The 19,294-nt window shown below is 65.0% G+C and carries 19 protein-coding genes; 18 read left to right on the forward strand and 1 reads right to left on the reverse strand.

Going from position 1 to position 19,294, the window contains the following annotated elements:
* Positions 1–99: 99 nt before the first annotated feature.
* The 13 genes from thiC to LJE61_RS07390 all read left to right on the forward strand — a co-directional run bounded on the left by thiC (position 100) and on the right by LJE61_RS07390 (position 12,096).
* Entirely contained in the window at positions 100–1,992 is a 1,893-nt protein-coding gene (gene thiC / locus LJE61_RS07330) for a phosphomethylpyrimidine synthase ThiC (RefSeq protein WP_296910399.1), read from the forward strand.
* 46 nt (positions 1,993–2,038) lie between these two features.
* Complete coding sequence (gene typA, locus LJE61_RS07335; protein WP_296910401.1) at positions 2,039–3,850, forward strand: translational GTPase TypA; 1,812 nt, start codon at positions 2,039–2,041, stop codon at positions 3,848–3,850.
* 199 nt (positions 3,851–4,049) lie between these two features.
* Positions 4,050–5,000 carry a prolyl aminopeptidase gene (pip, locus tag LJE61_RS07340; protein WP_296910404.1) on the forward strand — a complete coding sequence of 317 codons (951 nt, stop codon included), beginning with the start codon at positions 4,050–4,052 and terminating at the stop codon, positions 4,998–5,000.
* On the forward strand, positions 4,997–5,434 hold the full coding sequence (gene dtd / locus LJE61_RS07345; protein WP_296910406.1) for a D-aminoacyl-tRNA deacylase: 438 nt from the start codon (positions 4,997–4,999) through the stop codon (positions 5,432–5,434). The genes pip and dtd overlap by 4 nt, the downstream gene beginning before the upstream one ends.
* A gap of 352 nt (positions 5,435–5,786) precedes the next feature.
* Positions 5,787–6,392, forward strand: a complete 606-nt coding sequence (hisB, locus tag LJE61_RS07350) for an imidazoleglycerol-phosphate dehydratase HisB (RefSeq protein WP_296910408.1) — start codon at positions 5,787–5,789, stop codon at positions 6,390–6,392.
* A 72-nt stretch (positions 6,393–6,464) separates the two neighbouring features.
* Entirely contained in the window at positions 6,465–7,205 is a 741-nt protein-coding gene (hisA, locus tag LJE61_RS07355; protein WP_296910410.1) for a 1-(5-phosphoribosyl)-5-[(5-phosphoribosylamino)methylideneamino]imidazole-4-carboxamide isomerase, read from the forward strand.
* 34 nt (positions 7,206–7,239) lie between these two features.
* The gene (hisI, locus tag LJE61_RS07360) at positions 7,240–7,635 is read left to right on the forward strand and encodes a phosphoribosyl-AMP cyclohydrolase (protein ID WP_296910412.1); all 396 of its coding nucleotides are present in this window, start codon (positions 7,240–7,242) and stop codon (positions 7,633–7,635) included.
* A gap of 141 nt (positions 7,636–7,776) precedes the next feature.
* The gene (locus tag LJE61_RS07365; protein WP_296910414.1) at positions 7,777–8,094 is read left to right on the forward strand and encodes a phosphoribosyl-ATP diphosphatase; all 318 of its coding nucleotides are present in this window, start codon (positions 7,777–7,779) and stop codon (positions 8,092–8,094) included.
* Between the two features lie 185 nt (positions 8,095–8,279).
* Positions 8,280–8,546 carry a twin-arginine translocase TatA/TatE family subunit gene (gene tatA, locus LJE61_RS07370; RefSeq protein WP_296910416.1) on the forward strand — a complete coding sequence of 89 codons (267 nt, stop codon included), beginning with the start codon at positions 8,280–8,282 and terminating at the stop codon, positions 8,544–8,546.
* A gap of 38 nt (positions 8,547–8,584) precedes the next feature.
* Positions 8,585–8,959, forward strand: coding sequence for a Sec-independent protein translocase protein TatB (tatB, locus tag LJE61_RS07375; RefSeq protein WP_296910418.1), 375 nt, complete (start codon positions 8,585–8,587; stop codon positions 8,957–8,959).
* 184 nt (positions 8,960–9,143) lie between these two features.
* Entirely contained in the window at positions 9,144–10,334 is a 1,191-nt protein-coding gene (gene tatC / locus LJE61_RS07380) for a twin-arginine translocase subunit TatC (protein ID WP_296910420.1), read from the forward strand.
* A 289-nt stretch (positions 10,335–10,623) separates the two neighbouring features.
* Positions 10,624–11,604 (forward strand): LysR family transcriptional regulator, encoded by a 981-nt coding sequence (locus tag LJE61_RS07385; protein ID WP_296910422.1) that lies wholly within the window; start codon positions 10,624–10,626, stop codon positions 11,602–11,604.
* A gap of 156 nt (positions 11,605–11,760) precedes the next feature.
* Positions 11,761–12,096 carry a helix-turn-helix domain-containing protein gene (locus LJE61_RS07390; protein ID WP_296910424.1) on the forward strand — a complete coding sequence of 112 codons (336 nt, stop codon included), beginning with the start codon at positions 11,761–11,763 and terminating at the stop codon, positions 12,094–12,096.
* A 39-nt stretch (positions 12,097–12,135) separates the two neighbouring features.
* Here the strand turns inward: LJE61_RS07390 and LJE61_RS07395 are convergent, their stop codons facing one another.
* Complete coding sequence (locus LJE61_RS07395; RefSeq protein WP_296910426.1) at positions 12,136–12,582, reverse strand: cache domain-containing protein; 447 nt, start codon at positions 12,580–12,582, stop codon at positions 12,136–12,138.
* 587 nt (positions 12,583–13,169) lie between these two features.
* Here LJE61_RS07395 and urtA point away from each other — a divergent pair.
* The 5 genes from urtA to urtE all read left to right on the forward strand — a co-directional run bounded on the left by urtA (position 13,170) and on the right by urtE (position 19,234).
* The gene (urtA, locus tag LJE61_RS07400) at positions 13,170–14,471 is read left to right on the forward strand and encodes an urea ABC transporter substrate-binding protein (RefSeq protein WP_296917901.1); all 1,302 of its coding nucleotides are present in this window, start codon (positions 13,170–13,172) and stop codon (positions 14,469–14,471) included.
* A 230-nt stretch (positions 14,472–14,701) separates the two neighbouring features.
* Positions 14,702–16,333, forward strand: coding sequence for an urea ABC transporter permease subunit UrtB (gene urtB, locus LJE61_RS07405; RefSeq protein WP_519972976.1), 1,632 nt, complete (start codon positions 14,702–14,704; stop codon positions 16,331–16,333).
* Between the two features lie 132 nt (positions 16,334–16,465).
* Positions 16,466–17,596: an urea ABC transporter permease subunit UrtC gene (gene urtC / locus LJE61_RS07410; protein WP_296913945.1), complete on the forward strand. Its 1,131-nt coding sequence runs from the start codon at positions 16,466–16,468 to the stop codon at positions 17,594–17,596.
* Positions 17,593–18,423, forward strand: coding sequence for an urea ABC transporter ATP-binding protein UrtD (gene urtD / locus LJE61_RS07415; protein ID WP_296917904.1), 831 nt, complete (start codon positions 17,593–17,595; stop codon positions 18,421–18,423). The genes urtC and urtD overlap by 4 nt, the downstream gene beginning before the upstream one ends.
* A gap of 115 nt (positions 18,424–18,538) precedes the next feature.
* Positions 18,539–19,234 carry an urea ABC transporter ATP-binding subunit UrtE gene (urtE, locus tag LJE61_RS07420; RefSeq protein ID WP_296913939.1) on the forward strand — a complete coding sequence of 232 codons (696 nt, stop codon included), beginning with the start codon at positions 18,539–18,541 and terminating at the stop codon, positions 19,232–19,234.
* Positions 19,235–19,294 lie beyond the last annotated feature (60 nt).

Raw genomic sequence — 19,294 nt, forward strand, 5'->3', positions numbered from 1 at the left:
GCTGGATCGCACTGGCCATCGTCCGATTCAGGCCGCAGCACACAAGGCCGGATCGACCCGAGCGCACGCGTGCGCCCGTATCCACTGAGAGGACACCACATGAGCGCCATCCCGCAGGCCTTCGTCCGGAAGACCGCCAAGCTGTCGGAAGAGGTCACTCGTCCCTTTCCAAGCTCGCGAAAGGTCTATGTGACGGGATCGCGCGCGGGCGTGCGCGTGCCGATGCGCGAGGTCACCCTGACCCCGACCCGGACCAATGAGGGGGCCGAGGAGAATCCTCCGATTTATGTCTATGACACCTCCGGTCCTTATACGGACCCCGAAGCGCGGATCGATCTGCTTGCCGGCCTGCACGATCTGCGCGGCGCCTGGATCCAAGAGCGTGGCGACACCGAGCGGCTCAAGGGGCCGAGCTCCGCGTTCGGGCGAGAGCGCCAGTCCGACCCGCGGCTGGCCCATCTGCGTTTCCAACACATCCGCACCCCGCGCCGGGCCAAGCCGGGGCGCAACGTCACCCAGATGCACTACGCGCGACAGGGGATCATCACCCCCGAGATGGAGTTCGTCGCCATCCGCGAGAACATGCGCCTGGATGAGCTGCACCGCGATCCACGCTACACGAAGCTCCTGCGCCAGCACCGCGGTCAATCTTTCGGCGCCAGCCTCCCGGAGATGATCACTGCCGAATTCGTCCGCGACGAGGTCGCCCGCGGGCGCGCCATCATCCCGGCCAACATCAACCACCCGGAGCTGGAGCCCATGATCATCGGGCGTAACTTCCGAGTGAAGGTCAACACCAACATCGGCAACTCGGCCGTCACCTCCTCGATCGAGGAGGAGGTGGAGAAGATGGTTTGGTCGGCGCGCTGGGGCGGCGACACCCTCATGGACCTCTCCACGGGCAAGAACATCCACGAGACGCGTGAGTGGATCCTGCGCAATGCCCCCGTGCCGATCGGCACCGTGCCAATCTATCAGGCACTCGAGAAGGTCGACGGCCAGCCCGAGGAGCTGACCTGGGAGATGTTTCGCGACACCCTCATCGAGCAGGCCGAGCAGGGGGTGGACTACTTCACCATCCACGCCGGTGTCCTGCTGCGCTATGTGCCCCTTACCGCGGATCGTGTGACCGGCATCGTTTCGCGCGGCGGCTCCATCTTGGCGAAGTGGTGTCTCGCACATCACCGGGAGAACTTCCTCTACACACACTTTGGCGAGATCTGCGAGATCATGAAGGCGTATGACGTCTCCTTCAGCCTGGGCGACGGGCTGCGTCCGGGCTCGATCGCCGACGCTAACGACGCCGCCCAGTTCGCCGAGCTCGAGACCTTGGGTGAGCTGACGCGCCAAGCCTGGGAGCAGGATGTCCAGGTCATGATCGAAGGCCCCGGCCACGTGCCGCTGCAGATGATCGAGGAGAACGTCACCAAGGAGCTCAAGGACTGTTGCGAGGCGCCCTTCTACACCCTCGGCCCGCTGATCACCGACATCGCGCCCGCCTATGACCACATCACCTCAGGCATCGGGGCGGCCAACATCGGTTGGTACGGCACCGCCATGCTCTGCTACGTGACGCCCAAGGAGCACCTGGGCCTGCCCAACAAGGAGGACGTCCGCGACGGCATCGTCACCTACAAGATCGCGGCGCATGGCGCGGATCTCGCCAAGGGGCTGCCCGGGGCCCAGATCCGCGACAATGCACTTTCAAAGGCGCGTTTCGAGTTCCGCTGGGAGGACCAGTTCAACCTCTCCCTCGATCCCGAGCGTGCCCGCGAGTTCCACGACCAGACCATGCCGCACGAGTCACATAAGGTCGCCCACTTTTGCTCCATGTGCGGTCCGCATTTCTGCTCAATGAAGATCACCCAGGACGTCCGAGACTTCGCCCGCGCCCATCAGCTCGGCGATTTGCAGATGGCGATCGAGGAAGGCATGAAGGAGAAGGCCGACGAGTTCCGTCAGGAGGGAGCACACATCTACAAGGCAGTCTGATGCCGGCTGTCTCGCCGTCGATTTCATCCGCTTCGGAGCCGCCCTCGTGATCGAGACGTTACGCAATATCGCCATCATCGCCCATGTCGATCATGGCAAAACCACGTTGGTGGACAAGCTGCTGCAGCAATCCGGAACGCTCGGGGAGCGCTTCGGGCCGGTCGAGCGGGTGATGGACTCCAACGCGCTGGAGCGGGAGCGTGGCATCACCATCCTCTCGAAGAACACCGCGCTGCGCTGGCGCGACTATCGCATCAACATTGTCGACACGCCGGGCCATGCCGATTTCGGAGGCGAGGTCGAGCGGGTGCTCTCGATGGTGGACTCGGTGCTCTTGCTCGTCGATGCTCAGGAAGGGCCGATGCCCCAGACGCGATTCGTGACCAGCAAGGCGTTCGCGCATGGCCTGCGCCCGATCGTGGTGGTCAACAAGATCGACCGCCCGGGGGCGCGACCGGACTGGGTCATCGATCAGGTGTTCGATCTCTTCGACCGTCTCGGCGCGACCGATGCCCAGCTCGACTTCCCAATCGTCTATGCCTCCGCGCTTAACGGGTATGCGGGGCTCACCAGCGACGTGCGCGCCGGCGATATGACCCCGCTCCTCGAGGCGATCGTCGAGCATTGCCCAGCCCCCGAGGTCGATCCGGACGCGCCCTTTCAGATGCAGGTCTCGACGCTCGACTACAGCTCGTTCGTGGGCGCGATCGCGGTCGGGCGGATCCGCCACGGCAGCGTGCGGCCCAACCAGCCGATCCTGGTCGTGAGACGCGACGGCACCGCGCACAAGGCCAAGGTCGGCCTGGTCTACGGCTATCTGGGACTGGAGCGCCACGAGGTGCCTGCGGCCTCGGCCGGCGACATCGTGGCCCTGACCGGGATCGAGGCCCCCAACGTCTCCGATACCCTCTGCCACCCCGACCATCCCGAGGCCCTGCCGCCGCTCACCGTCGACGAGCCGACCGTGACCATGACCTTCCAGGTCAACACCTCACCCTTCGCCGGGCGCGACGGCAAGTATCTGACCTCGCGCCAGCTCAAGGACCGCCTCGAGCGCGAGCTCATCCATAATGTTGCGCTGCGTGTCGAGGAGGGCAACGATCCGGAGAAGTTCCGGGTCTCAGGACGCGGCGAGCTGCATCTCTCGATCCTGCTAGAGAACATGCGCCGCGAGGGCTACGAGCTCGCCGTCTCGCGCCCGGAGGTCATCTTTCGCGAGCTTGACGGGCAAGTCTGTGAGCCTTACGAGCAGCTCACCGTCGATCTCGATGAGCGCTCCCAGGGGGCGATCATGCAGGCGCTCGGCGAGCGGCGCGGCGAGCTCAAGGATATGGTCCCGGACGGCAAAGGCCGGGTGCGGCTCGACTACGAGATCCCCTCTCGGGGGCTGATCGGCTTCCAGACCGAGTTCATGTCGCTGACCTCGGGCACCGGGCTCAAATACCATGTCTTCGACCGTTACCGCCCGGCCAATCCGGGCGGCATCGCCCCGCGGCGCAACGGCGCGCTCGTCTCCAACGCGACTGGCAAGGCACTCGGTTACGCCCTTTTCAACCTCCAGGAACGCGGGCGCATGATGGTGTCGCCCGGTGACGAGGTCTATGAGGGGCAGGTGGTCGGCATCCACTCGCGCGACAACGATCTCACCGTCAATCCGCTCAAGGCCAAGCAGCTGACCAACATCCGCGCCGCCGGGTCCGACGAGAATATCCTGCTGACGCCGCCCATCAGGTTGACCCTCGAGCAGGCGCTGGAATTCATCGAGGACGATGAGCTGGTCGAGATCACTCCCAAGGCGATCCGGGTGCGCAAGCGCTTCCTCAAGGAGCACGAGCGCAAGCGGGCCAACCGCGGGTAAACCGCCGCCGGCGTGACCGGCCGGGCTCGGGGCAGGCGGGGAAGCGAGCCAGCGCCCGGGCCGGCCGATCTGTGGCCGGGAATGGTCTCAGCGCCCGTCTTACGAGCGCTGATCGCCGGCGGCGCAAGTCGCGTTGTGGGCTAAAATGCTGGGGTCCCGACAGGAACCGACGCCGACATCCAACCAACACCAGACTCGCATGCCCGATCTCTATCGCCCTCCCGAGCCTTTCGCCACGCATGAGCTGGCCGTGGACCACGATCACCGGCTCTATGTCGAAGAATGCGGACGGCGGGACGGCATCCCCGCGCTCTTCCTGCACGGCGGCCCCGGCGCAGGTTGCGAGCCGGCGCATCGCGGTTTCTTTGACCCCGGGCGCTATCGCGCGGTCCTGTTCGATCAGCGCGGCTGCGGGCGCTCGCTCCCCCATGCCTCACTGGTCGCCAATACCACTTGGGATCTCGTCGCGGACATCGAGCGGATCCGCGAGCGACTTGGGATCGAGCGCTGGCTGGTCTTTGGCGGCTCCTGGGGCTCGACGCTCGCCCTCGCCTATGCGGAGACCCACCCCGAGTGCGTCACGGCGCTGGTGGTCCGGGGGATCTTTCTGTGCCGTGAGCGGGAGATCCGCTGGTTTTATCAGGAGGGCGCGAGCTGGCTCTACCCGGACTACTGGGCATCCTTCCTCGCCCCGATCCCCGAGAAGGAGCATTCCGATCTGCTTTCGGCCTATCACCGGCGGCTGACCGGCGAGGACGAGGCGGCGCGTCTCGAGGCGGCCCAGGCCTGGTCGGTCTGGGAGGGGCGCACGGCGACCCTCAAAGCGAATCCCGAGGTCGAGGCGCATTTCGCCGACCCGCATGTGGCGCTGAGCCTGGCGCGGATCGAGTGCCACTACTTCATGCACAGGTCCTTTCTCCGACCGGATCAGCTGCTCGCGGATGCGCATCGCATCAGGGGGGTCCCCGGTATCATCGTCCAGGGTCGCTACGACACGATCTGCCCGATGCGGTCCGCCTGGGACCTGCATCAGGCCTGGCCCAGCGCGGAATTTCAGGTGATCCCGGACGCGGGTCACTCGGCGTTCGAGCCCGGCATTCGCGCCGCCCTGGTGGCGGCCACCGACCGCTTCGCACGGGAGCTCGGTTGATCGCTCTGCTGCAGCGCGTGACACGGGCCCGGGTGGAGGTGGGGGGCGAGACCGTCGGGGCCATCGAGCGCGGACTGCTGGTCCTGGTCGGCGTGCAGCGCGGCGACACCCCGGCCCGCGCGGAGCGCCTCGCAGAGCGCGTGCTCGACTATCGGGTGTTCCCGGACCCGGCCGGACGCATGAACCTCAGCCTGCGGGATATCGACGGCGGGCTGCTCCTGGTGCCTCAGTTCACGCTGGCCGCCGACACCCGGAAGGGCACGCGCGCCAGCTTCACGCCCGCCGCGCCACCCGATGAAGGTCAGCGCCGGTTCGGCGAGGTCGTCGCCCGGGCCACGGCCTCCCATTCGCGTGTGGCCACCGGCCGGTTCGGCGCGGACATGCAGGTCAGTCTGATCAATGACGGACCCGTCACCTTCTGGCTGGAGAGCTAGGAGCCTGTCGGACTTTGCGCATCCAGGCCATCAGTGCAGACCCGCCGCGCGAAGTGAGGAGGGTGTCGATGTCCATGGCGCCGCCAGTCGTCGTCATGGCGTGCTGACTGGCCGGGAGCCCTGCCTTCCACTGGCCAGCGCTGGCGGAGCAGAGCGCGGACTGGCGGCGTTGGAGCACGGTCCGGGCGAGGTGCGTGATTTTGAGCGACTGGATGGAGCGGCACATCCGTGTGCCGCGCGAGGTCATGCATGCTTCGGAGCCTTCGGAGATGCGGCCGAACGATGGTCCTAACGCCGATTCCGTCAGCTATGTTTTAATGCACAGTCTGATGGAGACGACCCGCGATCCGCTATGACTTCCGAGACCCCCCATCGAACGGCCCGGGTCGAACGCAACACCCTGGAGACCCAGATCCGCGTGTCCCTGGACCTGGACGGTTGCGGTCGATCCGATCTCCAGACTGGGTTGCCCTTTCTCGATCACATGCTGGATCAGGTCGCTCGGCACGGCCTCATCGACCTCGAGATCCAGGCCCAGGGCGATCTGCATGTCGACGCTCACCACACCGTCGAGGACGTAGGCATCACGCTCGGCCAGGCACTTTCGACCGCGCTTGGCGGCAAACAGGGAATTCGCCGTTACGGTCATGCCTATGTCCCCCTGGACGAGGCCTTGTCGCGCGTCGTGATCGATCTGTCGGGACGACCCGGGCTGGATTTTCATGTCCGGTTTTCCCGCGCCATGATCGGCGGATTCGATGTCGACCTCTTCGGTGAGCTCTTCCAGGGGTTGGTGAACCACGCGGCCATGACGCTGCACATCGACAATCTGCGGGGCTCGAACGCACACCATCAGGCGGAGACCATCTTCAAGGCGTTCGGGCGTGCATTGCGGATGGCCGTGGAGCCGGATCCGCGAATGGCCGGGATCACACCATCCACCAAGGGTGCGCTGTGAGTCTCGACCCCGGTGGTCCTCGTTGTCTGCAGGGCGCCACTCCACCTTCACGACAGCGAGGGAATACGATCCATGCTGCTGATTCCCGCGATCGACCTCAAGGATGGCCGCTGTGTGCGCCTGCGCCAAGGCAGGATGGACGAGGTGACAGTCTTCTCCGATGATCCGGTGGACACCGCCGCCCGCTGGGTCGGCGAAGGCGCGCGCCGCCTGCATCTGGTCGACCTGAATGGCGCCTTTGCCGGTGAGCCGGTCAACGGCGAGGCCATTCGCGGCATCGCGGCGGCCTTTCCCGAGCTGCCGATCCAGGTCGGAGGCGGCATTCGAGACGAGGCCACCATCGAGGCGTACCTGAGTGCCGGCGTCACCTACTGCATCATCGGCACCCAAGCGGTTAAGGAGCCTGTGTTCGTGGCCCGTGCCTGCCGGTCGTTTCCAGGGCAGATCATGGTCGGGCTGGATGCAAGGGACGGCCAGGTTGCGATCGAGGGCTGGGCCAAGATCACCGGGCACCGGGCCGATGAGCTCGCAAAGCGCTTCGAGGACGTCGGCGTCACGGCCGTCGTCTATACGGATATCGGCCGCGACGGCATGATGAGTGGGCCGAATGTGGAGGCGACCCGGGCGCTGGCCGGGGCCATTCGAATCCCGGTGATCGCCTCAGGCGGCATCACCGAGATCGATGACGTCCGCGCGCTCGCCGAGGTCTCGAGCTGTGGCATCGTCGGGGCCATCACCGGTCGCGCCATCTATGAGGGGACGCTCGACTTCGCCGAGGGCCAACGCCTCGCGGACAGCCTGAATCCCCGCTGAGGCGGCGCCGGGGACAGCGGCAAGGATACTCAACATGGCTCAAGACTGGCTCGACGCCATCAAGTGGGACAGTCACGGCCTGGTGCCCGCGATCGCTCAGGAGCGCGGCACCGGGACGGTCCTCATGATGGCCTGGATGAACGCGGAGGCGCTGAAGCTGACCCGCGAGACCGGTCATGCCGTCTACTGGTCGCGCTCGCGCGGACGGCTCTGGCACAAGGGTGAGGAATCGGGCCACCAGCAGGTCGTGCATACCATCCGCCTCGACTGCGACGGGGATGCGATCCTGCTTGAGGTCGAGCAGCGGGGCGGAATCGCCTGTCACACCGGGCGGCACAATTGCTTCTTTCGCGAGCTCGATGGAGACGGCCGATGGGTCGAGGTCGCGCCGGTGCTGAAGGACCCGCGGACGATCTACGGTGCTGCCTGATGCCCGCGCTCCCGTGCCCCCCATCTTTCCCGAACCGTGCAGTCAGGCTGGGTGATGCCGAGACGTTCTGCGCCGCACGCGGCTCGCATTCGACTCGCATCCCATTCGATACCGCGCCAACCGCGGCACACGAGGATCGAGATGAACGATCTGCTTGAGCGCCTGGCAGACGTCCTCGAAGCACGGAAGGTGGCCGACCCTGGCGACTCCTATGTTGCCGGCCTCTACGCCAAGGGCCTCGATGCGATCCTGAAGAAGATCGGGGAAGAGGCGACCGAGACGGTTATGGCTGCCAAGGACGGGGTGCCCGAGCGGATCGTGCATGAGGTCGCGGATCTGTGGTTCCATACGCTGGTTCTGCTCGCCCAACAGGGGCTGGGACCCGCGGAGGTGCTCGCTGAGTTGGACCGGCGTTTCGGCCTCTCGGGTCTGAAAGAGAAAAGCCAGCGAGGCCGTTGATGGCTCGGGCGTCCTGATCGGGGGCTAACCGCATCTCCGGGATTGCGGTATGATCGGCGCTCTCGGGGCGTCCTCGCGGCAAGGGCGCCGAAGACACCGCAGAACCTCGCCGATGGGTCAGCCGCCCGTCGGCCTTCCCCACTGAATCGAGTCGACCGCGGGAATCTGGCGGTCCGGAGGAATACATGGGCGCTGGTGGTATCAGTATCTGGCAGCTTCTCATCATCCTGGTGATTGTGCTGCTGCTCTTCGGAACCAAACGACTCAAGGGTATCGGGTCCGATCTGGGCAATGCAATCAAGGGCTTCCGGTCCGCGATGTCCGAGGGCGAAAAGGCGGAGCAGGAGTCGGAGACCAAGCTGGTGGAGCAGTCGGCGGAGAAACGGGTCGCCGAGGGCGATGTCGGGGCCGGGCAGCGCGAGCAAGCGAAGTCGTCCAAGAAGTCCTCATGACCCGATCGTCCTGAGCGAGGTCGTCCTGCGAGGCGCATATGTTCGACTGGGGTTTCTGGGAGCTCGTCTTGATCGGGGTGGTGGCACTGGTTGTGATTGGACCCGAGCGGCTTCCGAAGGTGGCGCGGATCGCCGGCATCTGGATTGGACGTGCACGTCGCACCTTGGCCTCGGTCCAGGATGAGATCAACCGCGAGCTCAAGGCCGACGAGCTGAAGGAGGTGCTCGAGAAGCAGGCGCGCAGCCGCCCGCTCGAGACCATCCTGGAGGATCCGCTCAACGGCGTCGATGCAGCGAAGCCGGGCCGGGGATCGTCGTCCTCCAGGCCTGCGACGCCCGATGCAAGTCGAGCCGAGGATGCTGTTTCCGCCAGCGACGATCCGCCGCAAGGACAGGACAGATTCGCGGGCTGAGTGGCTGCGCAGAAGTTGAACGGCCGGCGCCGTCTGCGCAGGACCCAGCCCGGGTGCCGGCGCAGCCCTGCCCGAGGAACACTGGACGCGCGTCGGACCTGGCCGGCCGCTAGCTCCGCGGGCGGGCCGGCCGGTGCAGGCCACCCATCGAGCCCTCAGCCACCCTGCGACGAGAACACGACCCATGCCCGCCGCGATGCAGCCCGATGATCCGGGTGCCGAACAGCCTTTCGTCTCGCATCTGATCGAGCTGCGCGATCGTCTGATCCGCATGCTGATCGCGGTCTTCGTGGTGTTTCTGGCGCTCTTCCCGTTCGCCAACGAGATCTATGTCTATGTCGCGGCGCCGCTGATGGCGCAGTTGCCGGAAGGCAACACCATGATCGCGACCCAGGTGGCCTCGCCCTTCCTGACCCCCTTCAAGCTGGCCCTGATCGCCGCGGTCTTCCTGTCCATGCCTTATCTGCTCTACCAGCTCTGGGCCTTCGTCGCCCCCGGCCTGTACCAGCATGAGAAGCGCCTGGCCACGCCGCTCCTGATCTCGAGCATCCTGCTGTTCTATGTCGGGATGGCGTTCGCCTACTTCGTTGTCTTCCCTCTGGTTTTCGCCTTCTTGACGGCCTCCACGCCGGACGGGGTGGCGATGATGACCGATATCTCGGCCTACCTCGACTTTGTCCTGGCCCTTTTCTTCGCCTTTGGGATCGCCTTCGAGATCCCGATTGCAACGATCCTGCTGGTCGCTGCCGGCATCACGACCCCCGCCGATCTCGCCCGGAAGCGGCCGTACGTGATCGTCGGCGTGTTCGTCATAGGCATGTTGCTGACGCCGCCTGATGTCATCTCCCAGACCCTGTTGGCCGTGCCCATGTGGCTGCTGTTCGAGTTGGGCATCGTCTTCTCCAAGGTCCTCGTTCGCGGCCGCGCGGATGACGAGGACTCGGCCTCCGACGGAAACGCACCGGGCGCAGCACCGACGGCAGGCGGGCAGAGCCCGACGGCGCCCGACGGCGGCTCGGCGCCGAGTCGAGCGTCGAGCCGATCCGCGCGGACGTCCGGCAGCGTCGTTGACGTGGGGCGCGAGCTCGATCCACATTTCGATGACGGGGACCGCTGGCACCCCCTCACCGAGGCCGAGATGGAGGAGGAGCTCGACCTCATCGATGCCGACGAGACCATGGACGAGGCGGCGCCGGCAGCGCCGAGCACGGCGGCCATCAACTCTGTCGAGGAAAAGATTCGACGCGCCAATCGACTGCGCGAGCTCGGCAGCAGCGTCGCCGCGCGCATCGTGTTGTACGAGGTCCTCGAAGAGGGTGACGAAGACCAGCGCAGGGTGGCCCGAAACATCCTGCGCCAGCTCGATGAGGCTTGAGGTGATCCCGGGGGAGGCGGCCATCGCCGATTCGGCGTCGCCTTGTCGCCCTCCGCCATTCTCCGGCGGTTCGCCTTTTCTCACCCGTATGAGCAGATCCGTGCCAAGACAAGAAAGACCCTGCCGTACACCGCCTTGGCAGTCATCCAAGACCGGTTCCGGCAGGCGACCTCGGTTGCGCTCCCGGGAGGTCAGGGCAAGAGCCCAGCAATGATGAAATGATTGCTTGGCTCAATGGGAAGCGTAATATAGTATTAATTTATGCTGCCACTCGAGCGCTGGGCATACGATGGGCTCAGGCCCCCACATTCACTACAAGCAGAACCGACTCAAACAGCTTCGGGCCTTCTGTCATGCCGCCCGGACCGGCAGCGTCAGCGCTGCGGCCGAGAAGATCTTCCTGAGTCAGCCGACCGTCTCACTCCAGATCCAGGCCCTGGAACGTGAGTTCAGCACCGTCCTGTTCGAGCGCCGCGGCCCCAAGATCAAGCTGACCCCAGAGGGTGATCTGCTATTCCAGATGGCGGAGCCATTGGTCGAAGGCATGGACAAGCTCCATGAGACATTTGCCACCCAATGCGGCCGGGTCGATCGGGGTGTGCTGAACATTGCCGCCGGGGAGTCGACTATCCTCTATATCTTGCCGCAACCCGTGCGAGCCTTCGTCGACCAGTATCCGGGCATCGAGCTCAAGATGCACAATGTGACCGGCCGCGACGGCTTGGCCATGCTTCGGGCCGACGAGGTCGATCTTGCAGTGGGGTCGATGCTGGAGATACCGGATGACATCACCTACCGGCCTTTTGTCACCTATCAGCCGACACTCATCACGCCGAAGGACCACCCGCTCGCGGAGAAGGCGTCCGTCACACTCGACGAGATCGCCCCGTACGGACTGATCCTGCCGCCGCGACACCTGAGTACCTGGCGCCTCGTCGATCTGGTGTTCAAGCAGCATAACCTGGGATATCGGGTGACCCTGGAGGCTGGCGGCTGGGAGGTGATCAAGAAGTATGTCGAGCTGGGCCTCGGCATCTCGATCGTCACCGATGTCTGCCTCACCGGCAAGGAGAATCTGGGCCGAATCCGCCTCGATCAGTATTTTCCGAAACGCAGTTATGGCATCGTACAGCGCCGCGGCAAGTTTTTGTCGCCGCAGACCAAGTGTTTCATGAAGACCCTGGATCGCCTCTTTGCCGACCGGCTGGTAGAGCCGCAGGTCCAGACGGCTGGCGATTCGGCCGAATGGGAAGACGCCTGCCTGGGGTGAGCTGAGACCCGGTTCTGGAGCGTGACGTCGCTGCCCGATCCCTGAAGAATCAACATGCGAGGCGAGGCGACCCGGGTCTTGTCCTGGAGCACATCCGGACGCAATTAAAACCAACCGTGTACTAATGACAACATGGGCTCGCGGACCCGCACCACTATGGATCTCACAAAACGCATCGGGCAACGCCTGCGCGCCGCGCGGCAGGACCAAAAGCTGAGCTTGTCGGAGCTCTCCAGTCGAACCGAGTCGCTCTCCAAGTCACGCATCAGCAACTATGAGCAGGGGATTCGCCGCATGGGACTGGAGGAGGCACAAGAGCTTGCGGTCGCACTTGGAACCGTGACCCCAACCTACCTCCTGTGTCTCGAGGACACGGATCCGCTGTCGCTGCGCGAACGCCAGCTGGTGGAGTATTTCCGGCGGGCGGATGAGCGCGGCAAGGAAACCATCGTCAAGATTGCATCGGATCAGTCGGGGTTTACCGCGGGATAGCGGTCGCATGCCGCTTGGCGGCATGCGACCCGTTTGAGCTTACTTGTAGGCCCCCACGCCGCAGAAGAAGCCCTCGTCGTTGGTCAGGATGTAGCTTGTTTTTGGCCGGACCTCTTCCGTGCCCGGATAGGGCCAGTTGTAGTCGACCCAGCCCTCGCCGGACTCCTTGGCCACGGCGACCATGTTCTTGAAGAGCTCATCGCCGTACTTGTTGAAATCCAGCAGATTCTTTCCGACCAGCTCGGGCTTGAGCGCATGCGAGAGCATGACGCCGTCGAGGTCCATGCAGAAGACATACAGGTCGCGGTCCTGGAACTCCCCGTCGCTGGCTGCGAAGGCCGCGAAGGCCTGCTCGCTCCCGATCTCGTTCACCGCCGCCTGGGCCTTTTGAGACATGGCCTTTGCCTCGTCCGGGGTCGCCATGTCCGCGGCGGCCGCGTTGCCCATCAGGGCCATGACAGCGCTAGCAAGGAGCAGTTTGCGCATACTCTCTTCTCTCCGGCATGTTGTGTGGTCTTGGGGAGGCGACCATAGTACAGAAGCCGCGTCGAATCCAGCCTGCTCGATCCCAGAGCATGCAAAGCGACCGCGGCGGCCATCCTCGCCCGGAAGTGCACCAGTCTGGTGCATCGCAGATCGTCGTCCCCGCCGAGTCCGCCGACTCCTCTCCTCATCCACAAGCGGCAGTCGTGCGACCCTCGAACCGTGCCCCGCGCGATGTGCGGGAACGCGTTAGGGGGCCGTCGCGGCTCGACAGCCAGGAGACGCGGGAGGCATTCACACGCCCTTTCCCATGCCACGGCCAATGCTGCCAAGCTTGCGAAGCGCAACGCCCTGACGTCTAACGATGCCGTCTCGCCGGGTCTCGCTTCTCGGCCCAAGCGACACGGGATGCTTGAACGGCTTCAATCGATTGCAGCGTCGCCAAGCGCTCGGCGTGAGGTGCGGCCCAATCCCGGCGGTGAGGCGCCGGATCGGACTTGGCTCGGTTTCTGCTGAGGGTTTTCGCCGGATGTCTCATTCTGCCGCTTCCCTACCTCATCCGCATCGATCATCGATAGGAGATCCATCGCATGTCTAGACGCGACCCGATCAAACCGATCCTGCTCTGCGCTGGTTTGGCGCTCGGCGTGACGTCCGGATTGGTGGCGCACGCCGAAGACGAGACCATCAAGGTCGGGGTCCTGCATTCCCTCTCGGGCACCATGGCCATCAGCGAGACGACGCTCAAAGACACCGTCCTGATGCTGGTGGAGGAGCAGAACAAGAAGGGCGGTCTGCTCGGTAAGCAGCTGGAGGCGGTCGTCGTCGACCCTGCCTCGGACTGGCCGCTGTTCGCCGAGAAGGCGCGGGAGCTGCTGACCAAGGACAAGGTCGCCGCCGTCTTCGGCTGCTGGACCTCGGTGTCGCGCAAGTCGGTGCTGCCGGTCTTCGAAGAGCTGAACGGCCTGCTCTTCTACCCCGTGCAGTACGAGGGCGAGGAGTCCTCGAAGAACGTCTTCTATACCGGCGCCGCGCCTAATCAGCAAGCGATCCCGGCGGTCGATTATCTGCGGGACGAGCTTGGCGTGGAGCGTTGGGTCCTCGCCGGCACCGACTATGTCTATCCGCGCACCACCAACAAGATCCTGGAGGCCTACCTGAAACAGAACGGGGTCGCCGAGGAGGACATCATGATCGACTACACGCCCTTCGGTCACTCGGACTGGCAGTCGATCGTCGCCCGTATCAAGCGTTTCGGCTCCGAGGGCAAAAAGACCGCCGTGGTCTCGACCATCAACGGCGACGCCAACGTCCCATTTTATAAGGAGCTGGGCAATCAGGGCATCTCGGCCGATGAGATTCCCGTCGTTGCCTTCTCGGTCGGCGAGGAAGAGCTATCGGGCATCGACACCAAGCCGCTGGTGGGACACCTCGCGGCCTGGAACTACTTCATGAGCGTGGATGACCCGGCCAACGCTGCCTTCATCGAGACCTGGCACGGGTTCACCAAGGACGACAAGCGTGTGACCAACGACCCCATGGAGGCCCATAAGATCGGCTTCGATCTCTGGGTCCAAGCCGTGGAGAAGGCCGGAACCACGGACACCGACGCGGTGGAGGCCGCGATCATCGGTCTGGAGACCCCCAACCTCACAGGGGGTACTGCCAAGATGCTCCCCAACCACCACATCACCAAGCCCGTCCTGATCGGTGAGATCCAGGGGGATGGCCAGTTCGCGGTCGTATGGCAGACCGATGCGGAGGTGCCCGGCGATGCCTGGTCCGACTATCTTGAAGGCTCCAAGGACCTGATCGCCGATTGGACACCGCCGATCAAGTGCGGGAACTTCAACACCAAGACCCAGACCTGTCTCGGCAGTCAGACCCCTTAAGCTACCAGGGGTGGGGTCCGTGACTCGCTCATGGGCCCCACCGGGCAGTGTCTGGATTCGGGATCACGGCAGCCGCGCGTCTTGTATGCCCGTCACAGATGGATGTTCCGCGGCGACGCACGCCTCTCGCACCTGATCGCGGCGTGGCGACTCCCTGCAATAGAGACGGCTATTCCTCGTCGTCGCGCCTTGCTGACCGAAAAACCCTTAAGCGGCGGGTATCGATGCCAATGAGTCCGACACGCACCCAGCGACGCGCGCCGTCCCCGTCCTGGCACGGCCTCCTCTGGGGTCTTGTCCTGTTGGCGCTGATCCCCCTCAACAGCCTCGCCGATGCGCTCGACGCCGCGCTGATCGACCTCAGCGACCGCTCGTTCGAGGTCAAGCAAGCGGCGGTCGAGGTGATCGCGGTCAGCGGCGACCCACGCGCATTGAAGGTTCTGGAGGCGCTCCTCGACGGCGACCTCTATGCCCGCACCTCGGATCGACGGCCGGTTTTGGCCGCGGCCAGTCCGGCCGGTTTCCGGCTCAGGGACGCGCTCGAGGGTACCGACCTCGGTGAGGCCGATCGCCGGGACATCCGGAAGATCACCATCAATAACCGCATGCGCACTCAACTGCGCTCGGCGATCGCCGCCTTGACCCTCGCGAGCCCGGATGCGGTGCTGCGTCTGAGCGCCGCGCGGGAGTTGCTGGGCGATCCCGATCCCCTCGTGGTCGAGGCGATTCGCGCGCAGTTCGAGCGCGAAGAAGACAAACAGGTCCGCGACTCCCTCGCGTTGGCGCTGGCCCTGGCCAGCCTCCGGGATGAGGACCCCGAGGCTCGCCTCTCCGGAGTCTCCGCCCTCGCGGGGAGCCTCGATCCGTCCGCACGCAATGCCCTGACGCGTCTCCTCGGCGAGGAGACCGACCCGCATGTGCGCGCCGGCGCGCAACGCGTCCTCGCCGGGATCGAGCAGAAGCTCAAGCTCAACGCGGCGGCTGAGACCCTCTTCTTCGGCCTGAGCCTGGGCTCGGTCCTGGTGCTTGCGGCCATCGGTTTGGCGATCACCTTCGGCGTGATGGGGGTCATCAACATGGCCCATGGCGAGTTGATCATGATCGGCGCCTACAGCACGTATTTGGTGCAGCAGGCGATGCCGGGACTGATCGATTATTCGCTCTTCGTGGCCATCCCGGCGGCTTTCCTGATTGCGGGGCTCCTCGGCGTGCTGATCGAGCGCACCGTGATCCGTTTCCTCTACGGACGGCCGCTCGAGACCCTGCTCGCGACCTTCGGCATCAGCCTCATCCTCCAGCAGCTGGTGCGGACCACGATCTCGGCTCAGAATGTCGCCGTGCAGAACCCGTCCTGGATGAGCGGCGCCCTTCAGATCAATCCGGCGCTCGCCCTGACCTACAGCCGGCTCTACATCCTGGTGTTCGCCCTCCTGGTCTTCCTGGCGCTGCTCCTCATCCTCAAGCGCACGGCCCTGGGTCTGCAGGTCCGGGCCGTCTCGCAGAACCGATCGATGGCACGGGCGCTCGGCGTGCGCTCGGCGCGGGTCGATGCCTTGACCTTCGGCCTGGGTGCCGGGGTCGCCGGTGTGGCTGGCGTGGCCCTGTCTCAGTTGACCAATGTCGGCCCCAACATGGGGCAGGCCTACATCATCGACTCCTTCATGGTCGTGGTCTTCGGTGGTGTGGGCAACCTCTGGGGTACATTGGTCGCCGGCCTCACCCTGGGGGTCGCGAACAAGCTGATGGAGCCCTGGGCCGGCGCGGTCCTTGCCAAGATCCTGGTGCTGGTCTTCATCATCCTCTTTATCCAGAAGCGGCCGCGCGGCCTCTTCCCGCAGCGTGGCCGCGCGGCCGATGGATAGGTCCATGAGCCCGCCGACGGACCGCGGGCGTCGGGTCATGGCGCGCGACGGCGCCGGTGTGGATTGCGCGCCTTGCGCCGGCCCGTCTGACCCGGGCGGCGAGCAGTGCTGATGAGATCCGGAGAGACGAGAATGGGTTTGGTCAGGGTCACGCGGGATGACAAAGGTGGGCAGGCGATGCTGGCCATCCTGATGATCGTGGCGGTGGTGGTGCCGCTCCTGAATCTCGCGGTGCCCGCGTCCAGCCCGTGGCACGTCTCCACCTACACGGTCACCCTGCTCGGAAAGTATCTGACCTACGCGCTGCTTGCGGTTGCGGTCGATCTCGTATGGGGCTATCTCGGCATCCTGAGCCTTGGCCATGCCGCCTTCTTCGGGCTTGGCGGCTATGCGATGGGCATGTATCTGATGCGTCAGATCGGCGACCGCGGGGTCTATGGACATCCCGTGCTTCCGGACTTCATGGTCTTCCTGAACTGGCAGGAGCTGCCTTGGTTCTGGCACGGCTTCGACCTTTTCTGGTTCGCCGCGCTGATGGCGATTCTGGTCCCCGGGGCGCTCGCCTTCGTGTTCGGCTATCTCGCCTTCCGCTCGCGGGTGACCGGGGTCTATCTCTCGATCATGACCCAGGCGTTGACCTATGCGCTGATGCTCGCCTTTTTCCGCAACGAGATGGGTTTTGGCGGCAACAACGGCCTGACCGACTTCAAGGACATGCTGGGCTTCGATCTCACGAGCGACGCGACCCGAGTGGGGCTTTTCCTGGCCTCGGCGCTCGCCTTGGCGCTGGGTTATCTGGCCTGCCGCTTCATCGTCACCTCGCGGCTCGGGCGGGTCGCGGTCGCGATCCGGGACGCGGAGGCCCGCACCCGCTTCCTCGGCTATCGCGTCGATCGGGTCAAGCTCGCGCTCTTCACCTTCTCGGCCATGCTGGCGGGCGTGGCCGGTGCCCTTTACGTTCCCCAGGTCGGGATCATCAATCCGGGGGAGCTCTCGCCGCTTAACTCCATCGAGCTGGTGATCTGGGTAGCCGTCGGCGGGCGGGCGACGCTGTACGGTGCGGTGATCGGCGCGATCCTGGTGAACTATGGGAAGACCTACTTCACGGGCGCCTTCCCGGAGGCCTGGCTCTTTGCCCTGGGTGCGCTGTTCGTGGTGGTGACCCTCTTCCTGCCCAGGGGGATCGCCGGTGTGGTCGGCATGCTGCGGACATGGCGGCGGCCGCGATCATCGAACGGCTCGCAACCGGAGGCCCGGGGATGAAAGCGGTCGGGCAATTGCGTGAGTCCATGCGCAAGGATCGCCAGTGGAGCTTCATGTATTCCCTGCTGGATGTCGAGCTCGACCTCAGTCTGGGTGTCATCCTGTATCTGGAAGGTGTCAGCGTCAGCTTCGACGGCTTCAAGGCGATCGACAACCTGAGCTTCTACGTCAACGCCGGCGAGCTCCGCTGCGTGATCGGTCCCAACGGCGCCGGCAAGACCACCATGATGGACATCATCACCGGCAAGACCCGGCCGGATACCGGCAGCGCCTATTTCGGGCGGACAATCGATCTGCTGCGCCTCTCCGAGCCCGAGATCGCTGCCTTGGGGATCGGGCGCAAGTTCCAGAAGCCGACTGTCTTCGAGCATCACAGCGTGTTCGAGAACCTGGAGCTCGCGATGGCAGGCGACAAGCGGGTGTTCCCGACCCTGTTCGCGCGCCTCACCGGGGAGCAGCGCGACCGGATCCATGAGGTCCTCGGGATCATCGGTCTCCAAGGGCAGACCCAGCGCGCGGCCGGTGCACTCTCGCACGGGCAGAAGCAGTGGCTCGAGATCGGCATGCTGCTCATGCAGGACCCCCACCTGCTGCTGGTCGACGAGCCGGTCGCGGGCATGACACATCAGGAGATGGACCGCACGGCCGAGCTGCTGCTCTCACTCGAGGGCCGGCACTCGGTCGTGGTGGTCGAGCACGACATGGACTTCGTCCGCTCCATCGCCAAGCGTGTCACCGTGCTCCATCAGGGCTCGGTCCTTGCGGAGGGCAGCATGGACGAGGTGCAGAACGACCCGCGGGTGGTCGAGGTCTATCTCGGGGAATGAGCGCGCGGATCAGATCATCTTTTTGAACCGCCTTGAACCAGACCCCATTGGTGTCCTGAACCCGCGGGTACATGACGGGGCTTGTCTCAACTGCGGACGCGGTTCAAGGTTTAACATGCTTCAGATCACCGGACTCAATCAGTTCTACGGCGAGAGCCACACCCTCTGGGATCTGGATGTCGAGATCCCGCAGGGTCAGTGTACCTGCGTGATGGGGCGCAACGGGGTTGGCAAGACCACCCTGATGCAATGCATCATGGGTCTGCTCCCGCTGCGCTCCGGATCCCTCATCTACCGCGATCAGGAGCTGGCCCGGCTCGCGGCCGAGCGGCGTGCGCCGCTCGGGATCGGCTATGTGCCGCAGGGCCGTCAGATCTTCCCGCTCCTGACCGTGGAGGAGAACCTGCGGATCGGCCTGTCCGCGCGTCCCGACGGCTCGCGACAGATCCCGCGCTACATCTTCGAGCTCTTCCCCGTGCTGAAAGAGATGCTCGGACGCCGCGGCGGCGACCTGTCCGGCGGTCAGCAGCAGCAGCTGGCCATCGGCCGGGCACTGGTCATCGAGCCCAAGCTGTTGATTCTGGACGAGCCCACCGAAGGCATCCAGCCCAACATCGTGCACGAGATCGGCGACATCATCCGCCGCCTCATGACGGATCTCGGCCTCACCGTCATCCTGGTCGAGCAGAAGCTCCCCTTCGCCCGCCGCGTCGCCGACCGCTTCGCCATCCTCGACCGCGGACGCCTCATGGCGAGCGGGGTGATGGCGGAGCTCAACGACGAGCTGGTCAGGAGCTACTTGGCGGTCTGAGTCCTGTACGACCGCATGGATGTTTCGTTTCCGCCCGCCAATCGCCGTGCTGCCGTCGCC

This window comes from Thiocapsa sp. (genome assembly GCF_022340925.1).
Taxonomy (GTDB): Bacteria; Pseudomonadota; Gammaproteobacteria; order Chromatiales; family Chromatiaceae; genus Thiocapsa.